A 19,328-nucleotide genomic window follows, 5' to 3' on the forward strand; every position below is an offset into this window, starting at 1 on the left:
TGCGCCAACAGTCAGAATCGAGCCTTGTCCCTCCTCCTCCCTTCAAGTACCAGCATACAAGCGAGCTTGCTCGCGAAAGCGTCGTGTCAGCCGGCATCAACACTGGATGACACACCGCAATCGTCGGATCGCCACCCGGAACAAGCTCGCTCCCACATTGGTTTTTCGTTTCATCAAAAGGAGAGGGCATGCGCGACTACAAGTGGCTGCACGAATACTGTCTGAACCGCTTCGGTTCGGCGGCTGAACTGGAAGCCCATCTGCCTGTTCCCAAGACCCCGGCGCAACTGCGCAAGATCAGCGACGACCGCTATCTCTCGACCATGGCCCTGCGGGTGTTCCGCGCCGGGCTCAAGCACAGCCTGGTGGACGCCAAATGGCCGGCCTTCGAAGAAGTGTTCTTCAAGTTCGACCCTGAAAAAGTCGTGCTGATGAGCGCCGAACACCTTGAGCGCTTGATGCAGGACGCGCGGATCATCCGCCACCTGGGCAAACTCAAAAGCGTGCCGCGCAATGCGCAGTTCATTCTGGACGTCGAGAAAGAGAAGGGCAGTTTCGGTGCGTTGCTCGCCGACTGGCCGGTGACCGACATCGTCGGTTTGTGGACGTACCTGAAAAAGCATGGCAGTCAATTGGGCGGCCTGTCGGCGCCACGCTTCTTGCGGATGGTCGGCAAGGATACCTTCGTGCCGAGCTACGACGTTGTGGCGGCGTTGAACGCACAGAAGATCGTCGACAAGGTGCCGAGCAGTCTGCGGGATCTGGCGACGGTGCAGAACGCATTCAACCAGTGGCATGAAGAGAGCGGTGGACGGCCGATGAGCCAGATTTCGATGATGCTGGCGTACACCGTCAATCATTGAGTTCAAAGCGATCGTTCCCACGCTCCGCGTGGGAATGCATAAAGAGACGCTCCGCGTCTCAGGGACGCAGAGCGTCCCGGGCGGCATTCCCACGCAGAGCGTGGGAACGATCTCGGAGATAGCGGTCTGTCAGGCGACGGAAACTTCGCCTTCGCCCGCCAGTTTGCGATTCAACTGATACCGCCACCGCACAAACAGCAACGCCGAGCAGAACACCGCCAGACTGGCGATCATCTCCAGCACGCCGAACAACTGCCGGCTCGGGTCATACGCCGCCAATGCGCCCTTGATGAAATACAGATTCACCACAAAGCACATCCACGAGTGCCCGCGTGCGCTGCCCATGATCATGCCCGGTGCAAGCACGATCCACGGGATCAGCTCGATCAGCAGAATCACCCACGGCCGCGCGCCGTGCAGGTCGGCGAACACCAGGTAATACGCGGCGAGCAGTCCGGCCAGGGCGAAAAAGCACAGCAGACTGATCACCCGCATTGCTCGCACCCGTGGCTCCAGCCACTCGACGGCCGGCAGGACTTTCGGCTTTCTGGCCATCTCAGTTCCCCAGTTTCTGGGCCGTTTTGGCCAGACGTGCACCGAGGGCGCGGCACAGCGCCACTTCGTGTTGATCGAGACCACTTTTGCCATCGGCCCCGGCGTGATGGCTGGCGCCGTAAGGCGTGCCGCCGCCCTGGGTTTCCAGCAGCGCCGATTCGCTGTAGGGCAGGCCGGTGATCAGCATGCCGTGGTGCAGCAGCGGCAGCATCATCGACAGCAGAGTGGTTTCCTGCCCGCCGTGCAGGCTGGCTGTGGACGTGAACACCCCGGCCGGTTTGCCGACCAGCGCGCCGGTCAGCCACAGGTTGCTGGTGCCATCGAGGAAATACTTGAGCGGCGCGGCCATGTTGCCGAAACGGGTCGGGCTGCCGAGGGCCAGGCCGGCACAGTTTTTCAGGTCATCCAGCGTGGCGTACAGCGCGCCTTCATCCGGAATGTCCGGCGACACCGCTTCGCACTCGGTGGAGATCGCCGGCACGGTGCGCAGGCGCGCTTCGAGGCCGGCCTGTTCGACGCCACGGGCGATTTGCCGGGCCATCTCGTTGGTCGAGCCGCTGCGGCTGTAATAGAGAACCAGAATGTACGGCGCACTCACGGCAGCAGCTCCAGGATCTGCTCCGGTGGACGGCCGATGACGGCTTTGTCGCCGGCTTCAAGAATCGGTCGCTCCATCAGCTTCGGATGTGCGGCGATCGCGTCGATCAATTGTTTCTCGGTGAGACTGGCATCGGCCAGGTTCAGGGTCTTGTATTCGTCTTCGCCGGTGCGCAGCAGTTGCCGTGCGCTGATTCCCAGCTTGCCGAGCAAGGTCTTGATCTGCGCGGCGTCGAGCGGCGTTTCGAGGTAGCGCACCACGTTCGGCGTCAGGCCACGGGCTTCGAGCAGTTCGAGCGCACCACGGGATTTCGAGCAGCGCGGGTTGTGATAAAGCGTCAGATCGGTCATGGGCGGGTCGCTTCTTGCGTAGAGTGGCGGCTATTCTAACTGTGCAGCGCGCAATCCAGAACCTTGAGAGGCGATGGGTCGCAGGCGCATTCAATTTTGCACAAGGAACACGACATGACACGGGCACTGGCAGCGGCATTGACGATCATCGGGGCGTTGATGCTCGGGGGCTGCGGTAACGACTACGGCATCGACCAGAACGGGCAGAAAGTGGCGTCCGAGCGCCTCGACAAACAATGGATCGTGCTCAACTACTGGGCCGAATGGTGCGGCCCGTGCCGCACGGAAATCCCGGAACTCAATCACCTGGCCGACGAACTCAAGGGCAAGAAGATCGGCGTGTTCGGGGTCAATTTCGACAACGTGCAGGGTGAAGAGCTGAAGAGTGCCAGCGAAAAACTGGGCATCAAGTTCACCGTACTGGCGCAGGATCCATCGGAACTGTTCGAACTGCCGCGCAGTGAAGCCTTGCCGGTGACTTACATCATCGACAACAAGGGCAAGGTGCGGGAGCAGTTGATGGGCGAGCAGACGGCGGCGGGAGTGATGGCGAAGCTTGAGGCGTTGCAGGCGACCAACTGATTCGCCTTGGCTGATCGTCGCTGATCGTTCCCGCGCTCCGCGGGGGAATGCATCCCGTGACGCTCTGCGTCACAGCGGACGCGGAGCGTCCTGGGCGGCGTTACCCACGCAGAGCGTGGGAACGATCAAATGCTGCGCGTGGGAATGGTCGAAGGATCAGCCTTCTTCCAGCCACCAGCGCAACGGCTTGCCTTCAGCCGGCCAGAAGCGCATCTGCTCGATCGGCGAAATGTCCCAGCGCTCCACGTGCTCCAGCGCCTGGAGGAAGCGCTGCTCCTGCTCCATCAGCGCCGGTGCGCAGAGTTTGCGGGTCTTGCCGATCTTGCCGAAGCTCAGCTTGTCGCCTTCCAGGGTGTACGGCGCGAACCAATGGTTGCAGCCGCCATTGCCATACGCCCGACCATCATCGCCGAGGGTCACGGTCAGGTGGCTGTAGTCCATCAGCGGACGCTCGCCGATCCATTCAAGAATGTAGCTGCGGTTCTGTTGCAGTTGCACAGGCTCCGCGGCGCAACCCATCAGGCCGGCGCCGACAACGGCGGTCAGGGCCAGGTGTTTCATCACGCCGGCTCCTGGCAGTTCGGGCACAGGTGCTTGTCGCCGACGGCTTTCCAGCCCAGTTCCGCGATGCGTGCGGTGGCGGCCGGTTTTTCCGCAGGCTTGCCCAACTTGGCGTCCACGGCGAATTCGAAGCTCAATTCCTTGGCGCAGCTGTCGCAGTTGACCTGCCAGGTGTGGATCGCCAGTTCACCGAACACCGGGCCGGTGGTCATGGCAGTCCATTGGCCTGGCGGATTGATCAGGTGGCGGACGGTGTCGACGGTCAGGCGCATGGACAAGTCCTTGCTGCCTTTGAGGGTCACGACCAGCACGTCGCCGATGCGAATCGAGCCACCGTTGCCGGTGACCTGATAACGGCCCGGAACCAGGGCGCGGCATTCGGTGAGGGTGTGTTGCGGGTTCATCAGGGTGTAGCGAAAATCGTGTTCGACCATGGGTCCTCCAAATATGCGCGACATGCTAGCACGGGCTTGATTGCAGAATGATGCGCGCGTGCGACCTTCGATCCGGTTCAAATCGACACCGCAGTCGTGGCAAACTGCCGCCTTCATTTTCAAGGAACGGAACATGGCGCTGATCGAATGTTATGAATGCAAGCGGAGCATCAGCTCCGAAGCCACGGCGTGCATTCATTGCGGGGCTCCGCAGGCAGAGGCGCAGGCTCCTCACGCCGAAAAGGGCAAGTCGACGATTTCCTTTGGCAGCCTGCCGCGCAACAAGGCGGTGCCCGAGGCCTACGTTCCGCCACCGGCCCCCGAGCGGCCGAAGATAATGCCGGCTGCTGCAGGCCGCCGCCGTCGTTCGCAGCCGGTCGAGGCGGGGCTGAACCCGGACGGTTCGCGCCCGGTGGAAGGCTGGTTGAAGATCATGGCGTTCCTGATGCCGCTGGTGTTTGTCTGGTTCCTGCTGCGCAGCGGGCACTCCCTCAAACAACGTTTACTGGGGTTCGGCTGGCTGGCGCTGTTGATCCTGTGCGTGGCGATTACCCCGACGCCGCCTCCGGTCTGAGTCCGATCGCTCAGCCTTCGACCTGGTTCAGCGGCGTACCCGCCGCCCAGGTCGCGATGTTGTGCAGAGTGGTCGCGGCAATCGCGCCCAGCGCCTCATGGGTCAAAAACGCCTGATGTGCGGTGACGATCACATTGGGGAACGTCAGTAGCCGCGCCAACACGTCGTCCTGTAGCGGCAGGTCGGAACGGTCCTCGAAAAACAGCTGCGCTTCCTCTTCGTACACATCCAGTCCCAGATAACCGAGCTGGCCGTCCTTCAAGGCGTCGATCAGCGCCGGCGTGTCCACCAGACCGCCGCGCCCGGTGTTGATCAACATCGCCCCCGGTTGCATGTGCGCCAGCGAATCGCGGTTGATCAGGTGTTTGCTCTGTTCGTTGAGCGGGCAGTGCAGGCTGATGATCCGCGACTGCGCCAGCAGGTCCGGCAGGCTCAGGTAACGGGCGCCCAACGCTTCGACGTCAGGGTTCGGATAAGGATCGTAGGCCAGCAATTCGCAGCCGAAGCCGTGCATGATCTTCGCGAAGGTCGCGCCGATCTGTCCGGTGCCGACGATGCCGACCGTTTTGCCCACCAGATCGAAACCGGTGAGCCCGTGCAGGCTGAAGTCACCTTCACGGGTGCGGTTGTAGGCGCGATGCAGGCGCCGGTTGAGGGCGAGGATCAATGCCACCGCATGCTCTGCCACCGCGTGGGGCGAGTAGGCCGGCACGCGCACGACGGCCAGCCCGAGGCGTTTGGCGACGGCCAGGTCCACATGGTTGTAGCCGGCCGAGCGCAAGGCGATCAGGCGTGTGCCGCCGGCAGCCAGGCGTTCCAGCACCGGCGCACTCAGGTCATCGTTGATGAACGCGCAGACCACCTCGTGATGTTCGGCCAGCGCCGCCGTGTCGACACTGAGCCGCGCCGGCTGAAAGTGCAGTTCGATACCGGCCGGACAGTCGGCGGCGAGGAAGCTGTCGCGGTCATAGGTCTGGCTGCTGAAAACGATCGTGCGCATGAAATCCTCCTGGAGCATCGACGCGGGCGCAAATCACCCGCGACAACTTTAGCCGCGTCGGCGTTGACCGGCATTGCCGTGGATCAGGCGCTGATCTTCGCCTGGGCCGCCAGACGATTGATCGCCCGTTCCAGCTCGTCCAGCGCGGTCGAGGCCTTGGGATCCTGCTGCTTGAGCAGGGTTTCGCTGCGTTGGCAGGCGGCGCGCAATTGCGGCACGCCGCAGTAACGGGTGGCGCCATGCAGGCGGTGTACCCGTTCAAGCAGGCCGTTCTGGTCCTGATTGTCGCGGGCGGTGCGGATGGCTTCGCGGTCGGCCTCGAGTGAGGCCAGCAGCATTGCCAGCATGTCCGCTGCCAGATCGGCCTTGCCGGCAGCCAGACGCAGGCCTTCTTCGTGATCGAGAATCGGCAGTTCCTGATTACCCAGCAGACTTTCGCCACCACGGTCCGGCGCCTGATTACGCAATGCCAGGCCGGTCCACTTCAGCACGACCTGCGCCAGTTGCCGCTCGCTGATCGGCTTGGTCAGGTAGTCGTCCATGCCGCTTTGCAGCAGCGCACGTTTTTCATTGGCCATGGCGTGGGCGGTGAGGGCAACGATCGGCAGCGGCGTGCAGTGCCGCTCGCTTTCCCACTGGCGAATCGTCTCGGTGCTCTGGCGTCCGTCCATGCCGGGCATCTGCACGTCCATCAGCACCAGATCGAAGGTTTCGTTCTGCACCGCCTTGACTGCGGCGTAACCGCTTTCCACGGCCAGCACCTTGGCACCCATGTCTTCGAGCAGTGTTTGCACCAGCAACAGGTTGGCCGGGTTGTCGTCGACGCACAGCACTTTCGGCGCACGGCTCGACAACGGTTCGCCCGGTTCGCTGCGCGGCTGGCGCGGGTTGACCATGTCCGACAACGCCCGGCGCAGTTTGCGGGTGCAGGCCGGTTTCGACTGCAGCTGGCTGTGAGGGTTGGGCACCGAAAGGTGATACAGCGTCAGTTCGGTGGTCGGGCACAACACCAGCACTCGACAACCGAGGTGTTCAAGGTCCCAGATGTGCTGGTTGAGGCGTTCCGGCGGCATGTCGTTGCTGGTGATGCCGAGCACTGCCAGATCGATGGACTGATCGGTCTGATGGGCACCGGTGACGCCATTGGTCAGGCTTTCCAGCGTATTGAATGGCGTGACGTCGAGGCCGCAATCCTCCAATTGATGCTGCAAGGCCTGACGCGCCAGTTCATGGTTTTCCAGTACCGCCACCCGACGCCCGAGCAATGGCGCGACGGGCAGGTCTTCGGCGTCGTCGCGGGTCTTGGGCAGGTTCAGGCTGATCCAGAACTCCGAGCCTTCGCCCGGCGTGCTGTCGACGCCGATTTCGCCGCCCATTTGCTCGATCAGGCGTTTGGAAATCACCAGCCCCAGACCGGTGCCGCCAGGTTGGCGCGACAGGGAGTTGTCGGCCTGGCTGAAGGCCTGAAACAGTGCGCGTACGTCCTGGCTCGACAGACCGATGCCGGTGTCCTGAATACTGATGCGCAGTTGCACGCTGTCGTCGTTTTCTTCTTCGAGCATGGCACGGGCGACGATGGTGCCTTCGCGGGTGAACTTGATCGCGTTGCTCACAAGGTTGGTCAGGATCTGCTTGAGGCGCAGCGGATCGCCGACCAGCGACAACGGCGTGTCGCGGTACACCAGACTCACCAGTTCCAGCTGCTTGGCGTGGGCCGCAGGGGCGAGGATGGTCAGGGTGTCCTGCAACAGGTCGCGCAGGTTGAACGGGATATGGTCGAGCACCAGTTTGCCGGCCTCGATCTTCGAGAAATCGAGGATCTCGTTGATGATCCCCAGCAGGCTGTCGGCGGACTTTTCGATGGTGCCCAGATAGTCGAGCTGGCGCGGGGTCAGCTCGCTTTTCTGCAACAGGTGGGTGAAACCGAGAATGCCGTTGAGCGGCGTGCGGATCTCGTGGCTCATGTTGGCGAGGAATTCGGATTTGATCCGGCTCGCTTCCAGTGCTTCCTTGCGGGCCAGGTCCAGCTCGATGTTCTGGATCTCGATGGTTTCCAGGTTCTGGCGTACGTCTTCGGTGGCCTGATCGACGCTGTGCTGCAATTCTTCGCGAGCGTTTTGCAAGGTGCCGGCCATGCGGTTGATGCCGGACGCCAGTTCATCCAGTTCCTGACTGCCCAGCGGCGGCAGGCGGGTTTCCAGGTGACCGTCCTTGAGCTGCGCGACGGCCTGTTTGATCTGGCTCAGCGGGCGGTTGATCGTGCGGCCCATGCGCAAAGCCAGTAACGCGGTGCCGGCCAGACCCGCGCCGATCAGCAGCAGGCTGGCGAACAGGCTTCGATAGCCGCGCAGTAACATGCCGTTGTGCGACAGCTCCAGTTCGACCCAGCCGAGCAGTCGGTCGGACTCTTCCGGGATCAGCTCGCCGGCGAGGTTGCGGTGTTTGCCGAAGACCGGCAGCAGATAGCGGGTGGCGTCGTTGCCGCTGCGTCGCAGCAAGTGCGCGCTGTCGCCGCTCGGCGCCTGGTTGAGCATGGTCGGGCCGGCGTGGGCGAGGGGAGAGCGGTCGGGCGCGAGGAAGGTCACGGCGCGCACGTCCGGTTGTTCGAGGGACTGGGTGGCGATGCGCTCGAGCAGTTCGGCATCGCCGTGGCCCATGGCCGGTGCGACCAGCGGCGCCAGTTGCTCGGCGATCATTTCGCCGCGCTGCATCAGTTGGGTCTGCAGGTCGGACTGCTGCGTCCAGGTGAAATACCCGCCCAGCACCAGTGCCATCAGGCTGGTCGGCAACAGGGTCAGCAACAATACGCGACCTTTGATTCCCAGTTTCTTGAGCACGCCTTTCTCCTGCATCCCGCTGATCGTTGACTCACACGTGCGTCCGGCACGCGGTATCGGCGCAGTGTAGCGATTTGCTTGCGGGCAATCTTGGGAAAAATGATGTCGCCGTCCTTCGCTCAAGCAGTGGTCATCTGTCCGACAGGTCAAGCTTGGGTTGCCGGGCGCCGGGCAATCTTGAATAATCGCCCAACTGAGAATTATTTGCAGATAGTCATGACTCCTGTCTCTATTGGCCAGCCCCGCATTCTTTCCATCGAAGACGATCCCGTTCTCGGTGCCTATGTCCATGAGCATCTGGGCCGCAGCGGCTTTCAGGTCACCTGGTGCCAGAACGGCAGCGAAGGCCTGAGCATCGCCCGGCGTCAGCCGTTCGATGTGGTGTTGATGGATATTCTGTTGCCGGGGCTCGACGGATTGAATGTCCTGACCCAGCTGCGCCAGAGCCATTCCACCCCGGTGCTGCTGATGTCAGCCCTCGGTGCCGAAGCCGACCGCATCAGCGGATTCCGCCTCGGTGCCGACGACTATCTGCCCAAACCCTTCAGCATGGCCGAGCTGCATGTGCGGATCGAAGCGATTCTGCGCCGGGTCGCCCTCGACCGTCGCCCGGCGGCCATGGCTCCGGTGGTGCCGGTCGGCGGGCTGCGTTTCGACGATGAACAGTGCGAGGTGTTCTATCTCGATCAGCCCGCCGGACTGACCCGCAGCGAATACCGCCTGCTGGAAACCCTCGACCGCAACGACGAGGAAGTGCTGAGCAAGGCCTTCCTTTACCAGCACGTTCTTCAGCGCGGTTACGCAGCCCACGACCGCAGCCTCGACATGCACATCAGCCAGATCCGCCGCAAACTCAAATCGGTCGGTTACACCGAGCGGGAAGTGCGCACGGTGTGGGGCAAGGGTTACGTCCTGAGTGCCGTCGATGAAAGTGTCTGACCTGCCGGGCCGGCACTCGCTGTTCTGGAAACTCGCCTGCCTGCTGGTGGCGTTCTGTCTGCTGATGATCTGGCTGAGCTGGTCCTGGGGCTGGTACATGGAGCAGCGCAATCAGTTCCTCTCCGACGACGCCCGTCGCACCCTGAGCGGTTATGCCGCCGAGGCCGAGCGCGCGTGGCAGCAGGGCGAGCGCGATGGCATCGATAGCTGGCTGCAAGGCATGCAGCTGCGCGAAGCCGGTTGGGTCGGCGTGATCGGCAGCAATCTGCAGTCGCTGGGCAGCCAGCCGTTGAGCGCTCAAGAACTTCAGCGCCTGACCTTCCTGCGAGGCCTTGACTGGCCGATTCATAAAAAGGGCCGACCGTGGCTGCGGGTTCCGTTCCCCATGGATCCGACTGCCGGCAGCCTGGTGATCGAGTTGCCCGAGCGATTCCTGCCGGGGAAATACCGGGTGTTCTGGCGGGTCATGACCAACGGTGTGATTCCCGGCCTGTTTACGCTGCTGCTGTGCGTCGGTCTGTATCGTCTGCTGGTGGTGCCGCTGAACAATCTGCGCGAGCAGGCCAAGGCGTGGCGCGCCGATCAACTGAATGTGCGGCTGTCGAGCGGTATCACCCAGCGCCCCGATGAACTCGGTGAACTGGCCCGCGCCTTCGACTCGATGTCCGAACGCCTGCAATCCACCGTGGCCCTGCAACAGCAACTGCTGCGCGACCTGTCCCACGAACTGCGTACCCCCCTGAGCCGGCTGCGCGTCGCCAGCGAAAGCGAGCAGCAGCTGCAACCGTTGCGCGAGCGCATCGGTCGCGAAGTCGACGTGATGCAGCGTCTGGTCGAGGACACCCTGCAATTGGCCTGGCTCGACACCGAGCGCGCGCCGCTGCCGGACGAAGCGATCCAGATTCAGGCGCTGTGGGAAATGCTCACGGAAAATGCCTGCTACGAAAGCTGCTGGCCAGTGGGGCAGTTGCAGTGCGGCGTTGACGCTTGCTGCTGGGTGCGCGGCAATCTCAACAGCCTGGCCCAGGCTCTTGAAAACATTCTGCGCAATGCGATTCGCCATTCGCCACCCGGCGGCATCGTGCGGCTCGACGGCCGGCGGGATGGCGATTACTGGCACCTGTGGCTGGAGGACGAGGGCGGCGGCGTGGCCGAAGCTGATCTTGAGCGAATCTTCTCGCCGTTCATCCGACTCGACGGCTCGCGGCCGGGGGACGACGGGTTTGGTCTGGGACTGAGCATCGCGAGGAACGCGGTGCAACGCCAGGGCGGAACCCTGTGGGCCGAGAACGGCCCATCGGGATTACGCTTGAATCTGCGGCTGATGGCGGATGACAGTGCTGTCAGTCCCGACATCGTTGCTGGCAAGCCAGCTCCCACCATGGACATGGCCCGCCCGCCGATTGTGTGAGCGGCACAGGAAAGTCTCACCACTGGCGAGACTTTTAATGCTTATTCCAAGAAACCATAAGCACCACACTTTGCGTGATATGGCACGCGCAGGTTTGCCGGTATGATAGGCGCCCCCGCTGTCCGGATTGCGAAAAACGCCATGACCTTGCAGTACCCAACCATCGCCGATTGCGTCGGCAACACGCCGCTGGTGCGTTTACAGCGCCTGCCCGGTGTCACCAGCAACACCCTTTTGCTCAAGCTCGAAGGGAACAACCCGGCGGGTTCGGTAAAGGATCGTCCGGCATTGTCGATGATCACCCGTGCCGAGTTGCGCGGGCAGATCCATGAAGGCGATACGCTGATCGAAGCGACCTCGGGCAACACCGGGATTGCCCTGGCGATGGCCGCTGCGATCAAGGGTTACAAGATGATCCTGATCATGCCGGACAACTCCAGCGCCGAGCGTAAAGCGGCGATGACCGCTTACGGCGCAGAGCTGATTCTGGTCAGTCAGGAAGAGGGCATGGAAGGCGCTCGCGATCTCGCCCAGCGGATGGAAGCCGAAGGCCGTGGCAAGGTGCTGGATCAGTTCGCCAACGGCGACAATCCTGAAGCGCACTACACCACCACCGGCCCGGAAATCTGGCGTCAGACCCAGGGCTCCATCACCCATTTCGTCAGCTCCATGGGCACCACCGGCACCATCATGGGCGTGTCGCGCTACCTCAAGGAGCAGAACGACAACGTACAGATCGTCGGCCTGCAACCAATGGAAGGCTCGGCCATTCCCGGCATCCGCCGCTGGCCGCAGGAATACCTGCCGAAGATCTATCAGGCCGAGCGCGTCGACCGTATCGTCGACATGGCGCAAAGCGAAGCCGAGGACGTCACCCGTCGTCTGGCCCGTGAAGAAGGCATTTTCTGTGGCGTGTCCTCGGGCGGTGCGGTAGCAGCGATGTTGCGCCTGTCCAGGGAAGTTGAAAACGCGGTGATCGTCGCGATCATCTGCGACCGTGGCGACCGTTACCTGTCGACCGGCATTTTCGACGCACCCAACTGATGGCCAGGCATGAGAGAGGCCTGCGCTTTCAGCCCACCGGCGGCAGCAAGGCCCCGCAAATCCCGACCGGCAAAAAGCAGCGCCTGAGCATCGAGCGCCTGGCCAATGACGGTCGCGGCATCGCGTTTTTCGAAGGCAAAACCTGGTTCGTCCTCGGCGCCCTCGCCGGTGAAGAGGTCGAAGCGCGGGTGCTCGGCGCCCACGGCAAAGTGGTCGAGGCGCGCACCGAACGCGTGTTCAGTGCCAGTGAATTGCGTCGTCCTGCACCTTGCCAGCACGCCGGACGCTGCGGCGGTTGCAGCGTCCAGCATCTGCCCCATAACGAACAGCTTGCCCTCAAACAGCGCATGCTCGCCGAGCAGTTGTCGCGAGTCGCCGGTGCCGAACCGGAGGAGTGGGCGGCGCCGTTGACCGGTCCCGAATTCGGCTACCGTCGCCGTGCCCGGATCGCCGTGCGCTGGGACAGCAAGGCCAAAAAGCTTGAAGTCGGTTTCCGTGCCGCCGGCAGCCAGGACATCGTCGCGATCAGCGAATGCCCGGTGCTGGTACAGCCCTTGCAGCCGATCATGACCCGCTTGCCGGAGATGCTTCGTCGCCTGAGCAAACCTCAGGCGCTGGGGCATGTCGAATTGTTCAGTGGCTCGTCACTGGCCGTTCTGCTGCGTCACATGGCGCCGCTGTCCGACGCCGACCTGACGATCCTCAAGGATTTCTGCGCATTCCACGAAGCGCAACTCTGGCTGCATGGCGAAGGCGAACCGCAGCCGGTGGATGAGGCACAGTCGCTCGGCTATCGCCTGGAGCAATGGGACCTGCAACTGACCTACCGGCCGGGGGATTTCATTCAGGTCAATGCCGGTGTCAACGAGAGCATGGTCGCCCAGGCGCTGGACTGGTTGAAACCGACAGGCGATGAACGCGTGCTCGATCTGTTTTGCGGTTTGGGCAATTTCGCTTTGCCGCTGGCGAAAGCCGCGTGTGAAGTGGTGGCGGTCGAAGGCGTGCAGACGATGGTCGATCGCGCGGCGGCAAATGCCGCTAGCAACAATTTGCATAACACAAAGTTTTTTCAGGCCGATTTATCCCAGCCTTTGACCGATGCTCAGTGGATCGGAAACGGCTTTTCTGCGGTACTCTTGGACCCACCGCGCGACGGTGCTTTCGAGGTGGTGCGCAAGCTGGCGACCCTGGGCGCCAAACGGCTGGTGTACGTGTCGTGCAACCCTGCAACTCTGGCGCGCGATACGATCGAATTGATCAAGCAGGGCTACCGGTTAAAACGTGCCGGGATTCTCGATATGTTTCCTCAGACGGCGCATGTCGAGGCCATGGCGTTATTTGAAGCGAGCCAGGATGGCTCGTCTGATCCGACTGGTCGTCCGTAGCGCTCGTATTGGCCCCGCGAGCGCGAACGGGCATTGAAGGTCAGTGATTTGACGCATTGAATCTGCGTCGTAGGGAAGGTAAAGCAAGATGGTACAGGTGAGAGCACACCAGCCGATCAACACTGACGGCAGTATCAATCTCGAGGCTTGGCTCGATCATGCGGTCAGTGTCGATCTGGCACTGGATCGCGAAGCCTTGAAAGAGGCCTGCGAGTACGCTCGCCAGGCCGAGCAACAGTCCAATGCGGCGAAGAATCTCTGGGCCGAAGGCAGCGGCAGTTTCAGCACGGGCCTTGAGATCGCGGAAATTCTCGCCGACCTCAAGCTTGATCAGGATTCGCTGGTCGCGGCGGTGCTTTACCGTGGCGTGCGCGAAGGCCAGATCGAGCTGTCGGCGGTCAGCCAGCGCTTCGGCCCGGTGGTCGCCAAGCTGATCGACGGCGTGCAGCGGATGGCCGCAATCAGCGCCAGTCTCAGCCCGCGCCAGTCGATGGTGATGGGCACCCAGGGTCAGGTGGAAAACCTGCGCAAGATGCTGGTGGCGATGGTCGACGACGTGCGCGTCGCGCTGATCAAGCTCGCCGAACGTACCTGCGCGATCCGCGCGGTGAAAACCGCCGACGACGAAAAACGTAACCGGGTCGCCCGGGAAGTGTTCGACATCTATGCGCCGCTCGCGCATCGACTCGGCATCGGTCATATCAAATGGGAACTGGAGGACTTGTCCTTCCGTTACCTGGAACCCGATCAATACAAACAGATCGCCAAGCTGCTGCACGAACGGCGGCTGGATCGTGAGCGTTTCATCTCTGACGTGATGACCCAGCTCAAGGACGAATTGCAGGCCACCGGCGTCGAAGCCGACATCAGCGGCCGGGCGAAACACATCTATTCGATCTGGCGCAAAATGCAGCGCAAGGGTCTGGAATTCAGCCAGATCTACGACGTGCGTGCGGTCCGCGTGCTGGTGCCGGAAATGCGCGACTGCTACACCGCGCTCGGCATCGTCCACACCCTGTGGCGGCACATCCCGAAAGAGTTCGACGACTACATCGCCAACCCGAAAGAAAACGGCTACCGCTCGCTGCACACGGCGGTGATCGGCCCGGAAGGCAAGGTGCTGGAAGTCCAGATCCGGACCCATTCGATGCACGAAGAGGCCGAACTCGGCGTCTGCGCGCACTGGCGCTACAAGGGCACCGACGTCAAGTCCGGCTCGAACCATTACGAAGAGAAAATCTCCTGGCTGCGTCAGGTCCTCGAGTGGCACGAAGAGCTGGGCGACATCGGTGGTCTGGCCGAACAGTTGCGGGTCGATATCGAGCCGGATCGGGTCTACATCTTCACCCCCGACGGTCACGCCATCGACCTGCCGAAAGGCGCGACGCCGCTGGACTTCGCCTACCGCGTGCACACCGAAATCGGTCACAACTGCCGTGGCGCGAAGATCAACGGGCGCATCGTGCCGCTCAACTACAGCCTGCAGACCGGCGAGCAGGTCGAGATCATCACCAGCAAGCACGGTACGCCGAGCCGCGACTGGCTGAACCCGAACCTCGGTTACGTCACCACGTCGCGGGCGCGGGCGAAGATCGTGCACTGGTTCAAGTTGCAGGCACGCGATCAGAACGTCGCGGCGGGCAAGACCCTGCTCGAGCGCGAGCTCAATCGTCTTGGCCTGCCGGCGGTGGATTTCGACAAGCTGGCCGACAAGGCCAACATGAAAACCGCCGAAGACATGTTCGCCGCCCTCGGGGCCGGCGACCTGCGTCTGGCGCAACTGGTCAATCTGGCACAGCAACTGGTCGAGCCGGAACGCGGCAACGAACAGCTGGAACTGATTCCACGCAAGGCCACCGGCTACAAACCGGGCAAGCGCGGCGACATTCAGATCCAGGGTGTCGGCAACCTGATGACCCAGATGGCCGGCTGCTGCCAGCCGTTGCCGGGCGATGCGATCGTCGGCTACATCACCCAGGGCCGTGGCGTGAGCATTCACCGTCAGGACTGCGCCTCGGTGCTGCAACTGGCCGGGCGCGAGCCGGAGCGGATCATCCAGGTCAGCTGGGGGCCGGTGCCGGTGCTCACCTATCCGGTGGACATCGTCATCCGCGCCTACGACCGTTCCGGTCTGCTGCGTGACGTTTCGCAGGTGCTGCTCAACGAGCGGATCAACGTGCTGGCGGTCAACACCCGCTCGAACAAGGAGGACAACACCGCGCTGATGTCCCTGACCATCGAGATTCCGGGGCTGGACGCGCTGGGACGGCTGCTGGGGCGGATTTCCCAGTTGCCGAACATCATCGAAACGCGGCGTAACCGGACTCCATGAAACCGATCTACAGCCTTGAAGACCTGTTGCACCTGATGAACCGGCTGCGGGATCCGCAGTACGGTTGCCCGTGGGACATCAAGCAGACTTACGCGACCATCGTCCCGCATACCCTTGAAGAGGCCTACGAAGTCGCTGACGCCATCGAGCGCGGCGACTTCGACCACTTGCAGGGCGAGTTGGGCGATCTGCTGTTTCAGGTGGTGTATTACAGCCAGCTGGCGCGGGAAGAGGGGCGGTTCGAATTCGCCGGCGTGGTTGACAGCATCACCCGCAAGTTGATTCGTCGTCACCCGCACGTATTCCCCACCGGTGACCTGTATGCGCCGCTGGATGTGCCACGTCTGAGCGAAGAGCAGGTCAAGCAGCGCTGGGAGGAGATCAAGGCCGAAGAGCGCGCCGAGAAATCCGCCGAGCCGCAGCAACTGTCACTGCTCGACGATGTGCCGGCCGCGTTGCCGGCGTTGTCCCGCTCGGCCAAGTTGCAGAAGCGCGCAGGGCAGGTCGGTTTCGACTGGCCGGATGCGTTGCCGGTGCTGGACAAGGTCCGTGAAGAGCTTGATGAAGTGCTCGAAGCCATGTCCGAGAATGACCCGCAAGCGGTGGCCGACGAGATCGGCGACCTGCTGTTTTCCGTGGTCAATCTGGCCCGGCATCTGAAGGTCGATCCGGAAACCGCATTGCGTGGCGCCAACGCCAAGTTCGAGCGACGTTTCCGTTTTATCGAACAGGCATTGCGCGACACCCACCGACCCATGGAAGATTGCACCCTCGAAGAGTTGGACGCCCTGTGGGGCGAAGCCAAACGTCAGGAAAAGAATTTGCCCAGCTGCGGCTGAGCCGTTGCCCAAGTGAGTAAGCATCAATGAGCCTTTCCCTTCGCGACCAGTTGCTCAAGGCAGGTCTGGTCAACCAAAAGCAGGCCAAGCAGGTCAGCAAGGAAAAACAGAAGCAACAGCGCCTGGCCCACAAAGGTCAGATCGAGCTGGACGATTCCCAGCAGCGCGCAGCCCAGGAAGCCATGGCCGAGAAGGTCAAGCGCGACCAGGAGCTGAACCGTCAGCAGCAGGAGAAGGCTGAAGCCAAGGCCCGTGCGGCGCAGGTCAAGCAGTTGATCGAAGTCTCACGTCTGCCGAAGCTGACCACCGAGGACTACTACAACTTCGTCGACGACAAGAAGGTCAAGCGCATCTCCGTCAACACGCTGATGCGCAACAAGCTCAGCAGCGGTTCGCTGGCGATCGTGCACCATGCCGGCGGCTACGAAGTGATTCCTCGTGAGGCGGCCCTGAAGATTCAGGAGCGCGATCCACAGCGCATCGTGCAGCTCAACGAGAAGGTCGAAGAGGTCAATGCCGAGGACGATCCGTACGCGGCCTATGTGATCCCGGATGATCTGATGTGGTAAGCGGGTTTCACCGGGCTGCGAAGCGCCCTTGAAGCACCCAGCAACGACAAACCCCGCTCATCGCGGGGTTTGTCGTTTTCAATGCTGTGGTTTTGATTCAGGCGGATTTCAGATCCCGCTGGCGTTCTTGCAGTTCCAGTTCGGCCTTGTAGTTGTGGGCGTCGATCTCGTTGTGGAACATGCCGACCAGCAAGTCTTGTTGGTGCACATCCCAGATCCGTACGCCGGCAGCTACGCCTTCATGGGACATGTGTGAATCGTCGCGTTCAGTTACTTTTACAGTCATCTGCTAGCTCCAATCTCTGTTATCTGCAACAAGGCGTGTGCAGGGCTCTTTTATAAAATTTGTTAGCCTGCTAAGTAAACGCCTGATTTGTGCAATCTATTTTTGCGAAATCTGCAACAGCGCTGGAGCCCGCATAAACCGCGACATTCAGTCGCAGGGCGGTAAGCTGCATGACAAACGTTTCATCTTGGCGCCGCTGAAAATGCCTTTCTCCAGGCGAAAAAAAACGCCCCGAACCAGTCGGGGCGTTTTCGTGTGCGGCTCAGCGAGAGGGAATTACTTGCCTTCCCAGCGCTTCAGCACGAGGGTGGCATTGGTGCCACCGAAGCCGAAGCTGTTGCTCATCACGGTGTTGATGGTGGCGTTCTCGCGGGTCTTGGTCAGCACCGGCAGATCGGCCACTTCAGGGTCCAGTTCGTCGATGTTGGCGGAACCGGCGATGAAGTTGCCTTCCATCATCAGCATGCAGTAGATCGCTTCGTGAACGCCGGCGGCGCCCAGGGAGTGACCCGACAGGCTCTTGGTGGAGCTGATGGCCGGGGCCTTGTCGCCGAACACTTCACGCACACCTTTCATTTCCGCGATGTCGCCGACCGGAGTCGAAGTACCGTGGGTGTTCAGGTAGTCGATCGGGGTGTCGACGGTGGACAACGCCTGCTGCATGCAGCGGATGGCGCCTTCGCCGCTCGGAGCCACCATGTCGTAGCCGTCGGACGTCGCGCCGTAGCCAACGATTTCCGCGTAGATCTTCGCGCCACGGGCCAGAGCGTGTTCCAGCTCTTCAACCACGACCATGCCGCCACCGCCGGCGATGACGAAACCGTCACGGTCGGCGTCGTAGGCGCGGGAGGCTTTTTCCGGAGTGTCGTTACGCTTGCTGGACAGGGCGCCCATTGCGTCGAACAGGAACGACTGGCTCCAGTGCTCTTCTTCACCGCCACCGGCGAACACGATGTCCTGCTTGCCCATCTGGATCTGTTCCATGGCGGTACCGATGCAGTGAGCACTGGTGGCGCAGGCAGAGGCGATGGAGTAGTTCAGGCCCTTGATCTTGAATGGCGTGGCCAGGCAAGCCGAAACGGTGCTGCTCATGGTCCGCGTTACACGGTATGGGCCGACGCGCTTGACGCCTTTCTCGCGCAGGATGTCCAGCGCTTCCATCTGGTTCAGGGTCGACGCGCCGCCGGAACCTGCGATCAGGCCGGTACGCGGGTTGGACACCTGCTCTTCGGTCAGACCGGAGTCAGCGATGGCGTCTTTCATGGCCAGATAGGCGTAAGCCGCTGCGTGGCCGACGAAGCGATAGATCTTGCGATCGATCAGCTCTTCAAGGTTGAGGTCGATGGAGCCGGAAACCTGGCTACGCAGACCCATTTCGGCGTATTCCGGGTTGAACCGGATGCCAGGGCGGCTTGCACGCAGGTTAGCGGAGACGGTCTCTTTGTCATTGCCCAGGCAAGAAACGATGCCCAGACCAGTGATAACGACGCGGCGCATGCGAATAACCCTTAGAAGTTGTCAGTGGAGGTGAATACGCCGACGCGAAGGCCTTCGGCGGTGTAGATTTCGCGACCGTCGACAGTCACCGAACCGTCGGCAATGGCCAGGTTCAGCTTGCCCTTGAGGACGCGCTTGATATGAATGTTGTAAGTAACTTTCTTGGCGGTCGGCAGGACCTGGCCGAAGAATTTCACTTCGCCCGAACCCAGCGCACGGCCACGGCCCGGCAGGCCTTGCCAGCCCAGGAAGAAACCGACCAGTTGCCACATGGCGTCCAGACCCAGGCAGCCCGGCATCACCGGATCGCCTTCGAAGTGGCACGCGAAGAACCACAGGTCAGGGTGGATATCCAGCTCGGCGACCAATTCACCTTTGCCGTACTTGCCGCCTTCTTCGCTGATCAGGGTGATGCGATCCACCATCAGCATGTTCGGGGCGGGCAGTTGCGCGTTACCTGGGCCGAACAGCTCACCGCGACTGCAGCGCAGCAGGTCTTCCCGAGTAAAGGCGTTTTGTTTGGTCATGCGAGCTCCTCAATAATCCCATGCGGCAGGTGGGGCAAATCTTCCCGGCCGATCGATGCGTTCATGCCTCGTACCGGCAGCCTACTCATAGACTATTGCGTTGTAGTGAAAGTCACAGCACCAAGGACATGAATGTACACTTGTG

General features: G+C 62.0%; 20 protein-coding genes. 10 read left to right on the top strand and 10 right to left on the bottom strand.

The window, feature by feature from the left end; genetic code table 11:
• The first annotated feature begins 188 nt into the window (after positions 1-188).
• Positions 189-863 carry a DNA-3-methyladenine glycosylase I gene (locus MKZ87_RS28250; protein ID WP_085704807.1) on the top strand — a complete coding sequence of 225 codons (675 nt, stop codon included), beginning with the start codon at positions 189-191 and terminating at the stop codon, positions 861-863.
• Between the two features lie 129 nt (positions 864-992).
• Here the strand turns inward: MKZ87_RS28250 and MKZ87_RS28255 are convergent, their stop codons facing one another.
• Genes MKZ87_RS28255 through arsC form a run of 3 tightly spaced genes read right to left on the bottom strand, consistent with a single transcriptional unit; the run spans position 993 to position 2,366 of the window.
• Complete coding sequence (locus tag MKZ87_RS28255; RefSeq protein ID WP_085704805.1) at positions 993-1,418, bottom strand: DUF2069 domain-containing protein; 426 nt, start codon at positions 1,416-1,418, stop codon at positions 993-995.
• Between the two features lies 1 nt (position 1,419).
• Positions 1,420-2,016 (bottom strand): NAD(P)H:quinone oxidoreductase, encoded by a 597-nt coding sequence (gene wrbA / locus MKZ87_RS28260; RefSeq protein WP_085683574.1) that lies wholly within the window; start codon positions 2,014-2,016, stop codon positions 1,420-1,422.
• Positions 2,013-2,366: an arsenate reductase (glutaredoxin) gene (gene arsC / locus MKZ87_RS28265; RefSeq protein WP_085704803.1), complete on the bottom strand. Its 354-nt coding sequence runs from the start codon at positions 2,364-2,366 to the stop codon at positions 2,013-2,015. The genes wrbA and arsC overlap by 4 nt, the downstream gene beginning before the upstream one ends.
• A 114-nt stretch (positions 2,367-2,480) precedes the next feature.
• On the opposite strand from arsC, the gene MKZ87_RS28270 reads away from it, so the two are divergent.
• Positions 2,481-2,948 carry a TlpA disulfide reductase family protein gene (locus tag MKZ87_RS28270; RefSeq protein WP_085704801.1) on the top strand — a complete coding sequence of 156 codons (468 nt, stop codon included), beginning with the start codon at positions 2,481-2,483 and terminating at the stop codon, positions 2,946-2,948.
• A 156-nt stretch (positions 2,949-3,104) separates the two neighbouring features.
• Here the strand turns inward: MKZ87_RS28270 and MKZ87_RS28275 are convergent, their stop codons facing one another.
• Both MKZ87_RS28275 and MKZ87_RS28280 read right to left on the bottom strand, forming a co-directional pair.
• Positions 3,105-3,509: an META domain-containing protein gene (locus MKZ87_RS28275; protein ID WP_039772881.1), complete on the bottom strand. Its 405-nt coding sequence runs from the start codon at positions 3,507-3,509 to the stop codon at positions 3,105-3,107.
• A complete protein-coding gene (locus tag MKZ87_RS28280) occupies positions 3,509-3,943 on the bottom strand; it encodes a hypothetical protein (protein ID WP_085704799.1) in 435 nt (144 codons plus the stop codon). The genes MKZ87_RS28275 and MKZ87_RS28280 overlap by 1 nt, the downstream gene beginning before the upstream one ends.
• 133 nt (positions 3,944-4,076) lie before the next feature.
• On the opposite strand from MKZ87_RS28280, the gene MKZ87_RS28285 reads away from it, so the two are divergent.
• Positions 4,077-4,517: a hypothetical protein gene (locus MKZ87_RS28285; protein WP_085704797.1), complete on the top strand. Its 441-nt coding sequence runs from the start codon at positions 4,077-4,079 to the stop codon at positions 4,515-4,517.
• A gap of 10 nt (positions 4,518-4,527) precedes the next feature.
• Here the strand turns inward: MKZ87_RS28285 and MKZ87_RS28290 are convergent, their stop codons facing one another.
• Together MKZ87_RS28290 and MKZ87_RS28295 are read right to left on the bottom strand one after the other, a co-directional pair.
• Complete coding sequence (locus MKZ87_RS28290) at positions 4,528-5,517, bottom strand: 2-hydroxyacid dehydrogenase (protein WP_085704795.1); 990 nt, start codon at positions 5,515-5,517, stop codon at positions 4,528-4,530.
• An 83-nt stretch (positions 5,518-5,600) separates the two neighbouring features.
• On the bottom strand, positions 5,601-8,354 hold the full coding sequence (locus MKZ87_RS28295; RefSeq protein WP_085697232.1) for a response regulator: 2,754 nt from the start codon (positions 8,352-8,354) through the stop codon (positions 5,601-5,603).
• A gap of 216 nt (positions 8,355-8,570) precedes the next feature.
• Here MKZ87_RS28295 and MKZ87_RS28300 point away from each other — a divergent pair, with 216 nt between their 5' ends.
• The 7 genes from MKZ87_RS28300 to MKZ87_RS28330 all read left to right on the top strand — a co-directional run bounded on the left by MKZ87_RS28300 (position 8,571) and on the right by MKZ87_RS28330 (position 16,873).
• A complete protein-coding gene (locus tag MKZ87_RS28300; RefSeq protein WP_085704793.1) occupies positions 8,571-9,293 on the top strand; it encodes a response regulator transcription factor in 723 nt (240 codons plus the stop codon).
• A complete protein-coding gene (locus MKZ87_RS28305; RefSeq protein ID WP_085704791.1) occupies positions 9,280-10,704 on the top strand; it encodes a sensor histidine kinase in 1,425 nt (474 codons plus the stop codon). The genes MKZ87_RS28300 and MKZ87_RS28305 overlap by 14 nt, the downstream gene beginning before the upstream one ends.
• 141 nt (positions 10,705-10,845) lie before the next feature.
• Positions 10,846-11,748: a cysteine synthase CysM gene (gene cysM, locus MKZ87_RS28310; protein WP_085704789.1), complete on the top strand. Its 903-nt coding sequence runs from the start codon at positions 10,846-10,848 to the stop codon at positions 11,746-11,748.
• On the top strand, positions 11,748-13,133 hold the full coding sequence (gene rlmD, locus MKZ87_RS28315; RefSeq protein ID WP_085704787.1) for a 23S rRNA (uracil(1939)-C(5))-methyltransferase RlmD: 1,386 nt from the start codon (positions 11,748-11,750) through the stop codon (positions 13,131-13,133). Before cysM ends, rlmD begins: the two co-directional genes overlap by 1 nt.
• Positions 13,134-13,221: 88 nt before the next feature.
• Entirely contained in the window at positions 13,222-15,465 is a 2,244-nt protein-coding gene (gene relA / locus MKZ87_RS28320) for a GTP diphosphokinase (RefSeq protein WP_085697041.1), read from the top strand.
• A 5-nt stretch (positions 15,466-15,470) separates the two neighbouring features.
• Positions 15,471-16,304, top strand: coding sequence for a nucleoside triphosphate pyrophosphohydrolase (gene mazG / locus MKZ87_RS28325; protein ID WP_085704815.1), 834 nt, complete (start codon positions 15,471-15,473; stop codon positions 16,302-16,304).
• A gap of 26 nt (positions 16,305-16,330) precedes the next feature.
• Positions 16,331-16,873, top strand: coding sequence for a DUF2058 domain-containing protein (locus MKZ87_RS28330; RefSeq protein WP_085704785.1), 543 nt, complete (start codon positions 16,331-16,333; stop codon positions 16,871-16,873).
• A gap of 97 nt (positions 16,874-16,970) precedes the next feature.
• Here the strand turns inward: MKZ87_RS28330 and MKZ87_RS28335 are convergent, their stop codons facing one another.
• From MKZ87_RS28335 to fabA, 3 genes are all read right to left on the bottom strand, one after another.
• Positions 16,971-17,159, bottom strand: coding sequence for a hypothetical protein (locus MKZ87_RS28335; protein ID WP_007957795.1), 189 nt, complete (start codon positions 17,157-17,159; stop codon positions 16,971-16,973).
• A 276-nt stretch (positions 17,160-17,435) separates the two neighbouring features.
• Complete coding sequence (gene fabB / locus MKZ87_RS28340) at positions 17,436-18,656, bottom strand: beta-ketoacyl-ACP synthase I (RefSeq protein ID WP_085697039.1); 1,221 nt, start codon at positions 18,654-18,656, stop codon at positions 17,436-17,438.
• Between the two features lie 11 nt (positions 18,657-18,667).
• The gene (gene fabA / locus MKZ87_RS28345) at positions 18,668-19,183 is read right to left on the bottom strand and encodes a 3-hydroxyacyl-[acyl-carrier-protein] dehydratase FabA (protein WP_085697038.1); all 516 of its coding nucleotides are present in this window, start codon (positions 19,181-19,183) and stop codon (positions 18,668-18,670) included.
• Between the last annotated feature and the right edge of the window lie 145 nt (positions 19,184-19,328).

Origin of the sequence: Pseudomonas sp. MCal1 (assembly GCF_026341415.1) — a bacterium.
Classification (GTDB): Bacteria; Pseudomonadota; Gammaproteobacteria; order Pseudomonadales; family Pseudomonadaceae; genus Aquipseudomonas.

What these genes read in the sequence shown, in the direction of transcription:
- MKZ87_RS28250 (WP_085704807.1), top strand. Translation starts at nt 189, where the DNA reads ATGCGCGACTACAAGTGGCTGCACGAATACTGTCTGAACCGCTTCGGT.
- MKZ87_RS28255 (WP_085704805.1), bottom strand. Translation starts at nt 1,418, where the DNA reads ATGGCCAGAAAGCCGAAAGTCCTGCCGGCCGTCGAGTGGCTGGAGCCA.
- arsC (WP_085704803.1), bottom strand. Translation starts at nt 2,366, where the DNA reads ATGACCGATCTGACGCTTTATCACAACCCGCGCTGCTCGAAATCCCGT.
- MKZ87_RS28270 (WP_085704801.1), top strand. Translation starts at nt 2,481, where the DNA reads ATGACACGGGCACTGGCAGCGGCATTGACGATCATCGGGGCGTTGATG.
- MKZ87_RS28275 (WP_039772881.1), bottom strand. Translation starts at nt 3,509, where the DNA reads ATGAAACACCTGGCCCTGACCGCCGTTGTCGGCGCCGGCCTGATGGGT.
- MKZ87_RS28280 (WP_085704799.1), bottom strand. Translation starts at nt 3,943, where the DNA reads ATGGTCGAACACGATTTTCGCTACACCCTGATGAACCCGCAACACACC.
- MKZ87_RS28285 (WP_085704797.1), top strand. Translation starts at nt 4,077, where the DNA reads ATGGCGCTGATCGAATGTTATGAATGCAAGCGGAGCATCAGCTCCGAA.
- MKZ87_RS28290 (WP_085704795.1), bottom strand. Translation starts at nt 5,517, where the DNA reads ATGCGCACGATCGTTTTCAGCAGCCAGACCTATGACCGCGACAGCTTC.
- MKZ87_RS28300 (WP_085704793.1), top strand. Translation starts at nt 8,571, where the DNA reads ATGACTCCTGTCTCTATTGGCCAGCCCCGCATTCTTTCCATCGAAGAC.
- MKZ87_RS28305 (WP_085704791.1), top strand. Translation starts at nt 9,280, where the DNA reads ATGAAAGTGTCTGACCTGCCGGGCCGGCACTCGCTGTTCTGGAAACTC.
- cysM (WP_085704789.1), top strand. Translation starts at nt 10,846, where the DNA reads ATGACCTTGCAGTACCCAACCATCGCCGATTGCGTCGGCAACACGCCG.
- rlmD (WP_085704787.1), top strand. Translation starts at nt 11,748, where the DNA reads ATGGCCAGGCATGAGAGAGGCCTGCGCTTTCAGCCCACCGGCGGCAGC.
- relA (WP_085697041.1), top strand. Translation starts at nt 13,222, where the DNA reads ATGGTACAGGTGAGAGCACACCAGCCGATCAACACTGACGGCAGTATC.
- MKZ87_RS28330 (WP_085704785.1), top strand. Translation starts at nt 16,331, where the DNA reads ATGAGCCTTTCCCTTCGCGACCAGTTGCTCAAGGCAGGTCTGGTCAAC.
- MKZ87_RS28335 (WP_007957795.1), bottom strand. Translation starts at nt 17,159, where the DNA reads ATGACTGTAAAAGTAACTGAACGCGACGATTCACACATGTCCCATGAA.
- fabB (WP_085697039.1), bottom strand. Translation starts at nt 18,656, where the DNA reads ATGCGCCGCGTCGTTATCACTGGTCTGGGCATCGTTTCTTGCCTGGGC.
- fabA (WP_085697038.1), bottom strand. Translation starts at nt 19,183, where the DNA reads ATGACCAAACAAAACGCCTTTACTCGGGAAGACCTGCTGCGCTGCAGT.